The organism is Pseudonocardia sp. DR1-2, assembly GCF_023717215.1.
Classification (GTDB): Bacteria; Actinomycetota; Actinomycetes; order Mycobacteriales; family Pseudonocardiaceae; genus Pseudonocardia; species Pseudonocardia alni.
On the sequence record NZ_JAMQOF010000011.1, the window covers coordinates 1 to 13,365 of the forward strand.

Genomic DNA, 13,365 nt, shown 5'->3' on the forward strand with positions numbered 1-13,365 from the left:
TCTCCGGCCCGGTACTGGCCGCCCGCCTGGGCAGCCCCGAGGAGCGCGCCGCCGACGTCGCCCTGGCCTGGAACAAGGGCTTCACCCCACGCCGGTTCACCCTCGCCGAGCCCCCCGCGGACTCCCCGATCTTCCCGTTCGCACCCGGCCTGTTCGGCATCGGCGCCAACCTCGCCGTGCGGGCCGGCGCCGCCCGCGCCGTCGGCGGCTTCGACGAGGCCATGGGCCCGGGCACCCCCACCCACGGCGGCGAGGACTGCGAGTTCCTGGTCCGCATGATCCTGGCCGGCAACGTCCTCGGCTACGCCCCGGGCGCCTACCTGTGGCACCACCACCGCCCCGACCAGGCCGCGCTGAACACCCAGCTCGAGGGCTACGCGATCGGGCTGGGCAGCTTCCTGGCGAAGGTGGCGCTGTCGCCGCAGGGCCGGTCGGTCGCGCTGCGCCGGCTCCCGGCGGCGGTCGCCCGGCTGCGCCACATCTCCGACCGCGAGGCAGGCGCCGGCGACGCGATGCCCGACAGCGGGCTGCTGGAGCGCGGCGGCCGGATCGCCCGCGGCGGCTGGGCCTACCTGCAGCGGTCCCGCGAGGTGCGGCGCAACGGTGGCGCGGTGCCGCCGATGCTGCTGCCCGCGCGCTCGGCACTCGTCCCGGCGCACATCCGCCGCGCCGCCGAGGCCGCGCGGGTCCGGGCCGGGGCCGGCGCCCACGTCGGCCCGGCGGCCGTCCCGGCTCCGCGTCCCGACCGGCAGGCCGAGGCCGAGGCCGGCGACGACCGCGGGGCCGCGGAGCTCGCCCGGAACTCCGCGGCCTGAACCGCTACAGCCCGTAGGACTTCCCGATGATGTCGCGCTGGATCTCGCTGGTCCCGCCGTACACCGTCGAGACGACGCTCTGGCGGAGCAGCCGCTCCATGCCGTACTCGGTGGCGTAGCCGTAGCCGCCGAGCATCTGCATCCCCTCCAGGGACAGGTGCTTGGCGAGTTCGGTGGCCTTGAGCTTGGCCATCGACGCCTCGCGCGGGAACAGCGCACCCGCGGGGGCCTCGTCGATCACCCGCGCGGTGTCGTGCACCAGCAGACGGGTGGCCGCCAGCTCGGTGGCGTTGTCGGCGATGCGGTGGCGCATCGCCTGGAAGCTCCCGACGGGGCGGCCGAACTGCTTGCGCTCCTTGACGTAGGCGACGGTGTCGTCGAAGGCGCGCCGCGCCAGTCCGAGCATGAGCCCGGCCAGGATCATCCGCTCCAGGTTCAGCCCGGCCATGAGCTGGCGCCAGCCCTGGCCCTCGACGCCGACGACGGCGTCGGCGGGCAGCTCGCACCCGTCGAAGTAGAGGTCGTTGACCTCCTTGCCGCCCATCGTCTCGATGCCGTGGATCGACAGGCCCGCCGCGTCGGCGGGCACGACGAACATGGTCAGGCCGTCGTGCTTGCCGCCCTCGGTGGAGGTGCGGGCGACCAGCAGGATGTGCGACGCGATGTGCGCGTTCGAGCACCAGGTCTTCTGGCCGTCGATCCGCCAGCCGGTCTCCGTCTTCGTGGCCTTGCACTTCAGTCCGCCGACGTCGGACCCGGCCTCCGGCTCGGACATCGAGATCGACAGCACGTCGCCGCGGCACATCCCGCCCAGCAGCTCCTGCTTCTGGGCCTCGGTGCCGAACTTCTCGATCGCCGCGGCGGTGATGGTGGTCGTGCCGAACCCGGCGATCGGGGCCTGGCCGTACGCGGACTCCTCCAGGAAGACCAGCAGGTCACGCATGCCCTGGCCGGCGCCGCCGTACTCCTCGGGGGTGGCGATGCCGAGCCAGCCGAGGTCGGCCATCTTGCGGTAGATCTCGTCGGAGTGGGCGTGCCGCCCGCCGCCGGTCAGCTCGTCGCGGCGCTCCTTGCTGCCGATCTCGCGACGGCAGAAGTCGCCGATCGCCTTCGCCAGGTCGGTCTGGTCCTCGGTCAGGGTGACGGGCATCAGGGGTCTCCTCGGTCGTCGGACCACATTCCGGTGCGGTCCAGGTGGGTGAGCAGCAGGTCCCGGCCGTCGAGCACGTGACGGCGCATCGCCGCCCGCGCGGCGTCGGGATCGGCGGCGCCGAGCGCGTCGAGCAGGACGACGTGGGCGTCGACCGCGCCGGCCCGCCACTCGGGCGAGCCGGTGTAGAAGTGCGCCGGCAGGTAGTGCGACGAGCGCCCCACCAGCCAGGCGAGCTTGCGCGAGCCGGCCAGCCGGTTGACCTCGGCGTGCAGCCGGTGCTCGGCGGACACGAGCGGGTCCAGCTCGGCCGGGTCGTGGGTCTCGGGGGTGCGCTCGCACAGCGCGGCGATCCGGTCGGCGAGCTCGCGCAGCGGTGCGAGGTCGGCGGGGGACAGCCGCTGCGCCGCGCGCGCGGCCAGCGTCCCGGTCAGGTCGGCCTGCACCTCGAACAGGTCCGCGACGTCGTCACGGGTCAGCTCGGCGACGACGAACCCGCGCCGCGGCACCGCGTGGACCATGTCCTCGGCGCGCAGCGACTGCAGGGCCTCGCGGACCGGGGTGTGGCTGACGCCCAGGTCCGCGGCGATCCGGTCCATCCGCAGGAAGGTGCCCGGGCGCAGCTCACCGGAGAGGATGCGGTCCCGCAGGACGAGCGCGATGCGGTCGGGCAGCTGCGGGGCGCGGCCCGGGGCGAGCTCACGCACGAAGTCGGCCGTCGACACGGCAACTATCATATACGATTTCGCCGGACCTGCGTCGCCGACGACCGAGGGAGAAGAACGTGCCGGGTCAGAGCCCTGCCGAGGATTTCCGCCTGACCGACATCCTCGCCGATCCCGACCGCGCCGGCCTCGTCGCGCTGTCGTTCGACGGCGCGACGACCACCTACGGCGAGCTCGAACAGCGCGCCGGGCGCACCGCCGCGGCCCTGCGCGACCTCGGCCTCGGGGCCGGGGACCGCGTCGTGTGGATCGGGAAGAACCGGCCGGAGTTCCTGGAGCTGCTCTTCGCCGCGCCGCGGATCGGCGCGGTGTCGGTCCCGCTCAACACCCGGCTCACCGAGGCCGATCTGCTGGCGCTCGTCGCCGACGCCCGGGCCGGTCTCGTCGTGCTGGGGCCGGACTTCGCGGGGCTGCGCGATGCGCTCGAGGGGCGCCGGGTCGTCGTCGTGGGGGAGGACCACGCGGACTGGCGTGACGCGGCCGCCGACGTGCTGCCGCCGTCGTCGCCGGCCGGGTCCACCCCGGACGACACCGTGCTGCAGCTCTACACCTCCGGCACCACGGGGCTGCCCAAGGGCGTGCTGCTCGCCCACCGGCAGTTCTCGGCGCTGCTCCTCGCCGCCGGGCACTGGTCGATCGACCCCACCTCGACCGCGCTCGTCGCGATGCCGCTGTTCCACATCGGCGGCGTCGGCTACGCCCTGGTCTGCCTGGCCGCCGGGGCGCGGTGCGTACTCGTCGCCGACATCGTCCCCGGGCCGCTGCTCGACACGATGTCCGACGAGCGCGTCACGAACGCCTTCCTCGTGCCGGCGGTGCTGCAGATGCTCTCCGCGGTGCCCGGTGCCGCCGACCGCGACTGGTCCGCGCTGCGGTCGATCGCCTACGGCGCCTCGCCGATCACCGTCGGCGCGCTGCGGGCGGTCGTCGAGACCTTCCGGGCGCCGCTGTTCCAGGTCTACGGCGCGACCGAGACCACCGGTGCGATCACCCAGCTCGACCCGGCCGACCACGACCCGGACGGCCCCCGGGCGCACCTCATGCGCTCGGCCGGACGGGCGTACCCGTGGGTGCGGCTGACGATCGTGGACCCGGCGACCGGCCGGGAGCTGCCGTCCGGCGAGGTGGGGGAGGTCCGGATCCGGTCCGACCAGGTCACCGCCGGCTACTGGAACCGGCCCGAGGACACCGCGGCCGCGCTCGGCGACGACGCCACGCTGCGCACCGGCGACGGCGGCTACCTCGACGCCGAGGGCTACCTGTTCCTCACCGACCGGATCAAGGACATGATCGTGACCGGTGCGGAGAACGTGTATCCGATCGAGGTGGAGAGCGTGCTGTCCGAGCACCCGGACGTCGCCGACGTCGCGGTGATCGGGGTTCCCGACGAGCGCTGGGGCGAGGCGGTGAAGGCCGTCGTCGTGCCGCGGCCGGGGGCGACGATCGATCCGGACGCCCTCATCGAGTGGGTCCGGCCGCGGATCGCGGGCTTCAAGCGGCCCCGCTCGGTCGACGTCGTGGAGGCGCTCCCGCGCAACCCGAGCGGCAAGATCCTCAAGCGCGAGCTGCGTGAGACCTACCGCAGGGCCTTCACCTGACCGCGATCGTCGGTTAGCCTCGCCTCAGTACCGGTGAGGGAGGGCTTCCATGTCTCTGCGTCTGCCGACCGGCAGCATCACGGTGCTGCTCGGGCCGTCGGTGCAGCGCCGCCGCATGATGAACCGGCTGGACGACGCGAGCGGCCGGTGTGCCGACGGGCACGACGCCGTGGTCCGCAGGCTGGGGGCCCGCGCGACCGAGTCGGCGGCGGACCGGCTGGCCACCGTCGACGCGGCCCGCCGGGGCCCCACCGCGATGGTCCTCGCCGACCGCCTGACCGACGGTCTCGACGCACACGACCGCAACACGGTGCTGTCCGCGCTGCGGGCCGTCGCTGCGGACGGGGTCGCCGTCCTCGTCGACGACATCGACCCCGTCGCGGCCCTCGCCGTCGCCGACGGCGCGTTGCGCGTCGACGAGCGTGGCGAGGTCCGGGCGGAGGAGCTGGCCTACTTGGCCTCGTAGGTGAGGCAGTCGGCGGCGTCGGCGCCCGCGCCGATGTTCACCGACGACGCCGTGCACTCGAGCTTCTCGTTGAACCGGCAGTCCGAACGGTGGCAGGCACCGACGAGGCCGTTGCCGCTGCCGCCGCGGAACGAGATCTCGACGAAGGTGCCGCAGTGGGCGTGCTCACCGGAGATCGTGATCGCCCCCGCGCCGCAGCTGGAGTCGGAGTTGTAGGAGCAGCTGGTGGCGGAGCACTGCTGAACCTGGGGCATGTCCTGGGCCGTGGTCATGACGCTCAGGTTGTCGGGGTCGTGCGGTGCGCGCCAGGCAACAGAGGCTCGCCTGACCGGCGGTGCGGGGCGCCTCATTTGCGCCCTCCACCTGGGCGATCGGTGCGGCAAACGCGGCACTTGTGTGGTGTGAATCACATTGCACGCCCGCCGGACGGGTGATCCGCGGCGGTCACGGAGGTGACCGGCCGGCGACGACACCCGACCGTTCGGTCGCCCGGTGGCGGCAGCCGTCCGTCGCACGGTCCCGCCCGGTGCGACGACGGTGCCGGAGCCGTGCGTGGCCGCCGACCCGCGGTGGGCGATGATCCCCCCGCCGGACCCGCTGGACCGGGCCGGAGAGGGAGGCGACGTGGACGAGGACCTGATGGGCCGGCTCATCCGGTTCGCCGACCTGACCGCCTGGCCGGCGTTCGCGGCGTTCGGGGTGCAGGAGGAGTCGATCGACCGGCTGCTCGCGACGACCGCGGGCCTGGACCCGTCGGCCGTCGCCGGGGTGCGGGCCGGGCTCGCCGGACGGGTCCGCGCCGCGGCGCGGGCACTGCGGAACGAGCCGCCGGTCGCGGACGGCCTGCACCGGTTGGCGCTGCGTCCGGGCGAGCGGATCGTGGTCGTCGGCGACTCCCTGTCCGCCGACCGGCTGAGCTGGGCACGGCTGTTCGCCGAGCTGGTCCCGATGGTCGAACCGGAGGCCTCGGTCGAGGTGCTCGCGCTGTCCGGGCGGACCAGCTCCGAGGCACTCGCACTGGGCCCGGTCCTGGTCTCCCGGGTGCCGACCCGGGTGCTGGTCATGCTGGGCACCAACGACATCCGCCGGGAGGGCGCGACCACCGGGATCCGGATGGTGTCGATCAGCGAGACGGCCCGGAACCTGCGGGCGCTGCGCCTGCTGCTGGAGACCGAGAGCGGCGCCCGGGTGCGGTTCGTCGTCCCGCCGCCGGTCGACCCCGGACGGGTGGCCGCCACCCGCGAGCTCACCGGCGAGTGGTGGGACCCGGCCGACGTCCCCGGGCTCGTCGCGACGGTCCGTGAGGTCGACCCGGACGCGGTCGACCTGTCCCGGATGCCGATCCGGCCCGACTTCTGGGAGGACGACGGCCTGCACCCCAGCCCGATCGGGCAGGTCGCGATCCTGCGGGCGGTGCTGGCCCGGATCTGACCCGGCACGCTCAGCCGCGCAGCGCGGCGATCGCCGCCCGGGCCGCGGCGGCGACCGCGGCCTCCCCGCGCGCCGTGTCGGCCGGGTCGGCCGGGACGGTGAAGACCGTCAGGACCAGCGGTGCGCCGTCCGGCGGGTGGAGCACCCCGGAGTCGTTGCGCTCCCCGAGCGGCCCGGAGCCGGTCTTGTCGCCGACGGTCCAGCCGGCCGGGACCGCCGCGCGGATCTGCCGGTCGCCGGTGGTGTTCGCCCGCAGCCAGCCGGTCAGCCGGTCCCGCTGCGCGGGCGGCAGGGCGTCGCCGAGGACCAGGGTGCGCAGCGTGGCGGCCAGTGCGGCCGGGGTCGAGGTGTCGCGCTCGCCGTCGCGGTCGTTCAGCGCGGTCTCGGACCGGTCGGCGCGGGTGACGCCGTCCCCGGTCGTGCGCAGCCACGCGGTCAGCTCGGCGGGGGATCCGACCTCACGCAGCAGCAGGTTGTGCGCGGTGTTGTCCGAGACGGTGACGGCGGCCTCGCACAGCCGGCCCACCGTCATCCCCGTCGCCAGGTTCCGGGTGGTGACGGGCGCGTACTCCAGCAGGTCGGCGCGCCCGTAGCGGACCGGGCGGTCGAGCAGGCCGGGCTCGGACAGCGAGCGGTGCAGCACGAAACCGGCCATCAGCGCCTTGACCACCGAGCACATCAGGAAGCGGTCGCCGTCGCGGTGCCCGGCCGCCGCGCCGGTACCGGTGTCGAGCACGTGCACCCCGATCGTGCGGGCGTACTCGCGTTCGACGTCGGCCAGCGCGGGGATCGGCGCGCTCCCGGCACCCGGGCCCGCCGGGGCGGGCGCCGCGGGTGCGGCCGGTGCCGCCGGTGCGCAGCCGGTCAGCGCGGCGCCGCCCAGTGCGGCACCGGCCAGGAGCAGGGAGCGGCGGGTGATCGTCATGGTCGCACCGTGTCGCATCCGCACCGATAGCGCGAATACGATCGTGCTTCGCGTGTGATAGCCGTTCGATATGGGGCGAGGCCGGTGGACCTGCTGCGGCACCTGACGTTCTTCGTCGCCGTCGCCGAGGAGCGGCACTTCGGGCGGGCCGCCGCCCGGCTCGGGATGACGCAGCCGCCGCTGTCCCAGGGCCTGCGACGGCTGGAGGCCCGGCTCGGCACCCCGCTATTCGACCGCGGACCCGGTGGCGTCTCCCCGACGGCGGCCGGTCGCGACCTGCTGCCCCGCGCCCGTGCCCTGATCGAGGACGCCGCGGCGCTCGGCCGCGCCGCCGCCCGGCACGCGGAGGCGGCCCGGGTGCTGCGGCTCGGCGTCGTCGCCGACCTCGGCCCGGCCGCCACCGCCCGGCTGGCGGTCCGCGCCGCCGCCGCGACCGGCCTGCGGGTCGCGCCGACCGTGGCGACCACCGTCGCGCTGGTCGACGCGGTGTCGGACGGGACGGTGGACGTCGCCGTCGTCGCGCACCCGACGGTGCTGGAGTCGGCGCGGGCCGGGCCGGTCGTCGCGCTGCCGACCGAGGTCCTGCTGTCCGCAGGCCACCCCGCTGCGGCCGGGCCGGGGCCGGTGGTGCTGCGCACCCTGCGCGGGACGGCGCCGGCCACGGCGCCGCGGGCGCACGCCCCGGCCGCCCACGACCTGCTGCTCGACACCCTCGACGCCCGCGGGTGCCCGGCCGGCCCGGCCGACGCGGCGTCCCCGGCGGAGGCGCTGGCGCTGGTCGCGACCGGCGCCGCGTTCCTCCTCACCGCCGATCCCGGCCTCGCCGGCGACGGTGTGGTCCGCAGGCCGGTGGCGGGGGAACCGGTGCCCTACCGGGTCCGGGTGGTGCACCGCGACGGCGTCCCGGACGGCCTGGTCGGGGCGCTCGCCGACGCGCTGCGGGAGGGTGCGTGACACCGGCCGCGGAGGTCCGCGCGGTGTTCCGCGACGCCGGGGTGCGCGGCTGGCTGCACGCCCGCCCGGTCACCGGCGACGGGACCCGCCCGACGGCGCGCGAGGTCGGCGTCGGCGCACACGTGCCGGTCGTGATGGCGTCGGTCTACAAGGTGTTCGTGCTGGTCGCGTACTGCCGGGCGGTCGACGCCGGCACGATCGACCCACGCGAGCCCGTGGTCGTCCCGGTGCGGCGCACACCGGGGATCACCGGGATCTCCGCGCTGGCCGACCCGGTGACGATGAGCTGGCGGGACCTGGTCACCTCGATGGTGACGGCCTCGGACAACGCCGCGGCCGACGTCGTCCACACCCGGGTGGGGCGGGATCGGGTGGCCGCGCTGCCCGCCGAGCTGGGCCTGGGCGGCACCCGGATCCGGGGCGGCACCGACGACGTGTTCGCCGACCTGCTCGCCGACACCGGTACCGACGACGTCGCCGCGGCCTTCGGGGTGCTCGCCGACAACGACGTCCCCGTCGAGACCCGTGCGCTCAGCCCGGTCTACGGCTCCTCCACCACGGCGGCGGACACCACCGCGCTGCTCGGGCTGCTGTGGCGCGGCGAGCTCGCCTCGGACGGGTCCACCGCGTTCGCCCGCCGGGTGCTCGGTGCCCAGATCTGGCCGCACCGGCTGCGCGCCGGGTTCCCCGCGGCCGCGCGGGTGGCGGGCAAGACCGGCACGGTCGGCGCGGTCCGCAACGAGGTCGGCGTGGTGACTTACCCGGGGGAGCACCCGGTCGCCGTCGCCGTCTACACCCACGCCGCGCGCAGCGATGCCGCCGTCCCGCGGGCGGACGCGGCGATCGGGGCCGCCGCGCGGGTCGCGGTGCACGCGCTGCGCGCCCCCGCCCTCTGACCCCGGTCAGCCGGCCGGCAGCCACTCCCGCGCCGCCGCGACCAGCGCCGCGACGCCGACCGACAGCGTCGGCTCGACCACCGGCGCGTAGCGGGGGGAGTGGTTCGACGGCAGCGACGCGGTCCGCTCCCGGATCTCCGCGACGGTGCCCGCGCCCTCGAACGCGGCCGGGTCGGCCCCGCCGAGCAGCCAGTACACGCACGGCACCCCGGCGGCGACGGCGAACCGGCCCACGTCCTCGCTGCCGGTGACCGGCCCCGGGTCGACGACCGGGAGCGGGGTGACCGCGGCCAGTGCGGCCCGGGTGCGCTCGGCGGCGTCGGCGTCGTTGACGACCGGCGGGAAGGACTCCAGCAGCCGGATCTCGGGGTCGGTCGGCGCCCCGGAGGCCGCGGCCTCGCCGCGCACGGTGCGCTCGATCCCGGCGAGCACCCGGTCCCGGACGCCCGGGGTGTAGGACCGCACGGTCAGGCCCAGCTCGGCGGAGTCGGGGATGACGTTCTCCTTCGTGCCCGCCCGCAGCATGCCGACGCTGAGCACGGCGGTCTCGGTCGCGGCCACCTCCCGCGGCACGACGGTGTGCAGGCGCAGCACCGTCGCGGCGGCGAGCAGCACCGGGTCGACCGTCGTCTCCGGGCGCGAGCCGTGCCCGCCCGAGCCGTGCAGGGTCACCCGCACGGTGTCGCTGCCCGCGAACGCCGGGCCGGCGGCGAGGGCCAGCAGCCCCGCGGGCAGCGGCGCGACGTGCTGGCCCAGCACGACGTCGGGGGTGCCGAAGCGGGCGAACAGACCGTCGTCGAGCATCGCGTCGGCGCCGGCGCCGAACTCCTCGGCGGGCTGGAACACCACCAGCAGCGTGCCCCGCCAGCTGTCGCGGGCGGCGGCCAGCTCGGCGGCGGCGCCCACCAGGCAGGTGACGTGCATGTCGTGCCCGCAGGCGTGGGCGACGGCGGTCTCCTCCCCGTCGCGGCCGACGGCGCGGACGGTGCTGGCGTAGTCCAGGCCGGTGTCCTCGGCGACCGGCAGCGCGTCCATGTCGGCCCGCAGCAGCGCGGTCGGGCCGTCGCCGTTGCGGAGGACCCCGACGACACCGGTGCGTCCGACCCCCTCGGCGACGTCGTAGCCGGCGTCGCGCAACCGGGCCGCGGCGATGCCCGCGGTGCGGGTCTCGGCGAAGGACAGCTCCGGGTGACGGTGCAGGTCGCGGTACAGGTCGGCGAGTTCGGCGCTGCTCACCCGAGTGAACCTAGGCGGCAGGTGCCGGAGGTGGCTGGGCCGGACGAGGTCCCTCCGATGCCGTCACACGGACCGGTGAATCCGCCATCCCAGGGACAACCACAGGACCGGTCGAGTTAACCCCTTGTTCAAGGGGGTCCTATCATTCGCTCATGGCGGAACCTTTCGGGACGAGCCGGTGACCCTCGAGGAGACACGGCGCGGCGCACCGGCCGCGGCCGACCGCTGGCGCGGTCTGGCCGTGTTCGTCGTGCGGTCGGCGGCCGCGCCCCTGCTCGACGAGGCCGTCGCCGGTGTCGCACGCGGGCTGGAGATCCTCGACGTCGTCGTCCTGGACGACGCGCAGGTCGCCCGGGTCCGCGGCACGCTGCCCGCGCCGGCGTCGCGCCCGGTCCCGTCCGGTGCGCCCTACGCCCTGATCGTGGCCTGCGACGTCGTCGCCCCGGTCGGGACGTCGGGCGTGCAGGCGGTCGCCGACCGGGTCGCCGCCGTCCTGGACTACACCGACAAGCGGGTCCTGCGCCGCGTCCCGCCGCGGGAGCACTACCTGCCGGTGCAGGCGTCGTCGTCGCCGGAGCACGCCCTCGCCCTGCTCGACGCGCTCGGCGATCCGGGGATCCTGCACCGCATCGCCGGACCGGTCGAGGACCTCGGCCGCCGGTGCGCGATGCCCTTCCCGGTCGTGCGGATGCTCGGCGGCACCTCGCCCGGGTTCCGCGCCCGCGTCGCGCTGGTCCACCACCCGGTGCACGGGCCGTCGGTGTGCAAGGTGTTCCGGCCCGGGGCGCACGAGGCCTTCGGCCGCGAGCTGCGGGCCCGCCTCGACCTCGGCGACCTGCCCGAGGTCCCGGAGCTGCTCGAGCACGGCCCGAACTGGCTGCTCACCCCGTTCTACGGCGACACCGGACGGCACATCGTGCGCCGGCTGCCCGGCGAGCTCGCCCAGCTGCGCCCGGAGGTCGTGCGGACGCTGCTGCGGTTCTGCCGCGACCTGCACGAGCGCGGCCGCTTCGTGCTCGACCTGTCCCCGCACAACCTCGTGTGGGACGAGCGGGCCGGGCTCAAGGTCCTCGACCTGGAGTTCGTCCTCGAGTACCCGGGCGAGCCGCCGGCGTGGTCGGACTGCTGGAGCCTGCGTGGCGTGCCGCCGGCCTACCGGGCGTCGGTCGAGGGGCTGCCCGACCTGGTGCTGACCCGTGGCGTCGGCAACTCGGTTTTCCACCCGGCGATCTCCGGGATGCGCCGCGCCCGGCTGCTCGCCGAGCCGCGCCGGGGCGAGGCCGCGCACAGCGGGGCCACCCAGCTCGCCTGGTTCAGCGCCCTCGGTACCGTCGGGCGGTTGCATCCCGCACTCCGCGGGAAGCGGCACTGACGGCGCGCCCCCCGACGCGCCGACCCGCCCCGACGACCGGAGGACCCGCGTGACCGGACCCGGTGGCGACCTGCCCGACGACCCGACCCGGCCGCTGCGGCCCGTGCCCCCGGAGCCCGCACCGGCCCCCGGCCCGCCGGGTGCGGCGGGTCCGTCGGCATCGTCCGGGTCGTCGCTGACCGCGCGGACCGCGCGCGGGTTCGCGTGGGCGTTCACCGGCACCGTCGGACAGGCGGTGCTGCAGATCGGCGCCACCGTCGCGCTGGCCCGGCTGCTCACCCCGGAGGAGTTCGGTGCGGCCGCGGCCGCGCTGCTGATCGTCGGGCTGACCCAGCTGGTCACCCAGCTCGGCGTCGCCGCCTCCCTGGTGCACCGCGAGGACCTCGACGACCGCGACGTGACGGCGGCGTTCTGGTTCTCGGTGCTGGTCGCGGCGGCGTTCGCCGCGGTGCTGGCCCTCGGCTCGCCGGTGATCAGCCCGCTCGTCGGGCTCCCGGCCGACTCCGCGCTGCTGCCGCTGCTGTCGATCGCGCTGCTGTTCGCGGGGGCCTCGGCGACCCCGCTCGGCCTGCTCCAGCGCGACCTGCGGTTCCGTTCGATGGCGACGGTCGACCTGCTCGCGGCGGGCCCCGCGCTGATCGGGGTCAGCGTCGTCCTGGCCGCGGCCGGGTTCGGCGCCTCCGCGCTCGCGTTCGGCGAGATCGCCGCCGCCGTCGCCAAGTGCGCGGGCTACCTCGCGCTGACCCGGCCGCGGTTCCGCCCCGAGGGGCCCACCGCGAGCTGGGGCCGGCTGCGGCCGCTGCTCGGCTACGGCGCCGGGTTCTCCATCGCCCAGCTCGGCAACTGGTTCGCGCTCAACGCCGACAAGCTCGTCGTCGCCAACGCGCTGGGCACCGGTCCGCTCGGTGTCTACGGCCGCGCCTACAACCTGCTCTCCGAACCCGCGAACATCATCGGCGGCGCCGCCGACAAGGCACTGTTCCCGGCGATGGCCCGGGTCCGCGACGACGGCCCCCGCCTGCGCGCCGCCTACGTGCGCAGCGCGAGCCTGGTCGCGCTGGTCACCGCGCCGGCCGCGGTGCTGCTCTGCGTGCTCGCCCCCGAGGTCGTCCGGGTGCTGCTCGGGGCACAGTGGGACGCCGTCGTGCCGCTGGTGCAGCTGTTCGCGCTGGTCCTGCTGCCGCGCACCTCGTACAAGATCAGCACCTCGCTGACCCGGGCCACCGGCGCCGTCTACCGGGCGGCCTGGCGGCAGTGGCTCTACGCCGGCTACGTCGTCGTGCTCACCGTGACCGGCGGGCTGCTGTGGGGCCTGGTCGGCGTCGCGGCCGGGGCGTCGCTGGCGATCGTCGTCCACTTCCTGGTGATGCTGCAGTTCTCCGCACGCGTCTCGCCCGGCCTGATGGGGGCGGTGCTGCGGATGTACGTCAAGCACGTCCCGGCGCTGGTGCTGACCGTGGCCGCGACCTGGGGCGTGGCGGTGCTGGTCCGCCCGCTCGGGATCGACCTGGTGACCCTGGCCGCCGCGGCCCTGGCCGGCGGGGTCGCGTCGGTCGGCACGCTGGTCGTGCTGCGCGGCCGCTTCGCCGCCGAGCTGTCGGTGGTGCGGAGCCTGCGCGGGGGCGGCGCGCCGCGCGGGCCGAGGCCGGACCGCCCGGCCGACGCGGCCGCCCCGGCGGCGACCGGGGGCCGTCGTCGCCTCCCCGACGACGCCACCGTGCAGCTGCCCGCCGTCGGTCGCGGGGACGCGCCCCGCGCCGTGGGGCACCCGGCCGACCGTCGCTGAGCCGACGGCCT

13 protein-coding genes are annotated in these 13,365 nt (G+C 75.9%); 8 read left to right on the top strand and 5 right to left on the bottom strand.

Features of this window, described 5'->3' with window-relative positions; all coding sequences use genetic code 11:
- Positions 1 to 815: glycosyltransferase family 2 protein (locus ND486_RS25660; protein WP_251786941.1), on the top strand; the 815-nt coding region annotated here is incomplete at its 5' end.
- A gap of 4 nt (positions 816 to 819) precedes the next feature.
- On the opposite strand, the gene ND486_RS25665 is transcribed toward ND486_RS25660, so the two are convergent.
- Positions 820 to 1,965 carry an acyl-CoA dehydrogenase family protein gene (locus ND486_RS25665; RefSeq protein WP_224403642.1) on the bottom strand — a complete coding sequence of 382 codons (1,146 nt, stop codon included), beginning with the start codon at positions 1,963 to 1,965 and terminating at the stop codon, positions 820 to 822.
- Entirely contained in the window at positions 1,965 to 2,690 is a 726-nt protein-coding gene (locus ND486_RS25670; RefSeq protein WP_251786942.1) for a GntR family transcriptional regulator, read from the bottom strand. The genes ND486_RS25665 and ND486_RS25670 overlap by 1 nt, the downstream gene beginning before the upstream one ends.
- Before the next feature lie 59 nt (positions 2,691 to 2,749).
- Between ND486_RS25670 and ND486_RS25675 the strand changes: the two genes are divergently transcribed.
- Complete coding sequence (locus ND486_RS25675; RefSeq protein ID WP_251786943.1) at positions 2,750 to 4,288, top strand: long-chain-fatty-acid--CoA ligase; 1,539 nt, start codon at positions 2,750 to 2,752, stop codon at positions 4,286 to 4,288.
- Between the two features lie 49 nt (positions 4,289 to 4,337).
- Positions 4,338 to 4,754, top strand: coding sequence for a hypothetical protein (locus ND486_RS25680; protein WP_251786944.1), 417 nt, complete (start codon positions 4,338 to 4,340; stop codon positions 4,752 to 4,754).
- Here the strand turns inward: ND486_RS25680 and ND486_RS25685 are convergent.
- Positions 4,739 to 5,026 carry a DUF1540 domain-containing protein gene (locus ND486_RS25685; protein WP_062399966.1) on the bottom strand — a complete coding sequence of 96 codons (288 nt, stop codon included), beginning with the start codon at positions 5,024 to 5,026 and terminating at the stop codon, positions 4,739 to 4,741. The genes ND486_RS25680 and ND486_RS25685 overlap by 16 nt on opposite strands.
- Positions 5,027 to 5,378: 352 nt before the next feature.
- Here ND486_RS25685 and ND486_RS25690 point away from each other — a divergent pair, with 352 nt between their 5' ends.
- On the top strand, positions 5,379 to 6,185 hold the full coding sequence (locus ND486_RS25690) for an SGNH/GDSL hydrolase family protein (protein WP_251786945.1): 807 nt from the start codon (positions 5,379 to 5,381) through the stop codon (positions 6,183 to 6,185).
- Positions 6,186 to 6,195: 10 nt separating this feature from the next.
- On the opposite strand, the gene bla is transcribed toward ND486_RS25690, so the two are convergent.
- The gene (gene bla, locus ND486_RS25695; RefSeq protein ID WP_251786946.1) at positions 6,196 to 7,110 is read right to left on the bottom strand and encodes a class A beta-lactamase; all 915 of its coding nucleotides are present in this window, start codon (positions 7,108 to 7,110) and stop codon (positions 6,196 to 6,198) included.
- A gap of 84 nt (positions 7,111 to 7,194) precedes the next feature.
- On the opposite strand from bla, the gene ND486_RS25705 reads away from it, so the two are divergent.
- Both ND486_RS25705 and ND486_RS25710 read left to right on the top strand, forming a co-directional pair.
- Positions 7,195 to 8,064 carry a LysR family transcriptional regulator gene (locus tag ND486_RS25705; RefSeq protein ID WP_062399970.1) on the top strand — a complete coding sequence of 290 codons (870 nt, stop codon included), beginning with the start codon at positions 7,195 to 7,197 and terminating at the stop codon, positions 8,062 to 8,064.
- On the top strand, positions 8,061 to 8,960 hold the full coding sequence (locus ND486_RS25710; protein WP_178374644.1) for a serine hydrolase: 900 nt from the start codon (positions 8,061 to 8,063) through the stop codon (positions 8,958 to 8,960). Before ND486_RS25705 ends, ND486_RS25710 begins: the two co-directional genes overlap by 4 nt.
- 6 nt (positions 8,961 to 8,966) lie before the next feature.
- Here ND486_RS25710 and ND486_RS25715 read toward each other — a convergent pair whose 3' ends face one another.
- Positions 8,967 to 10,196 (bottom strand): amidohydrolase, encoded by a 1,230-nt coding sequence (locus tag ND486_RS25715; RefSeq protein ID WP_251786947.1) that lies wholly within the window; start codon positions 10,194 to 10,196, stop codon positions 8,967 to 8,969.
- 178 nt (positions 10,197 to 10,374) lie between these two features.
- On the opposite strand from ND486_RS25715, the gene ND486_RS25720 reads away from it, so the two are divergent.
- Together ND486_RS25720 and ND486_RS25725 are read left to right on the top strand one after the other, a co-directional pair.
- A complete protein-coding gene (locus ND486_RS25720) occupies positions 10,375 to 11,568 on the top strand; it encodes a hypothetical protein (protein ID WP_251786948.1) in 1,194 nt (397 codons plus the stop codon).
- Positions 11,569 to 11,617: 49 nt separating this feature from the next.
- On the top strand, positions 11,618 to 13,354 hold the full coding sequence (locus tag ND486_RS25725; RefSeq protein WP_251786949.1) for a lipopolysaccharide biosynthesis protein: 1,737 nt from the start codon (positions 11,618 to 11,620) through the stop codon (positions 13,352 to 13,354).
- Positions 13,355 to 13,365 lie beyond the last annotated feature (11 nt).

Coding starts and splice junctions, on each gene's coding strand:
- ND486_RS25685 (WP_062399966.1), bottom strand. CDS start 5,026: ATGACCACGGCCCAGGACATGCCCCAGGTTCAGCAGTGCTCCGCCACC.
- ND486_RS25680 (WP_251786944.1), top strand. CDS start 4,338: ATGTCTCTGCGTCTGCCGACCGGCAGCATCACGGTGCTGCTCGGGCCG.
- bla (WP_251786946.1), bottom strand. CDS start 7,110: ATGACGATCACCCGCCGCTCCCTGCTCCTGGCCGGTGCCGCACTGGGC.
- ND486_RS25665 (WP_224403642.1), bottom strand. CDS start 1,965: ATGCCCGTCACCCTGACCGAGGACCAGACCGACCTGGCGAAGGCGATC.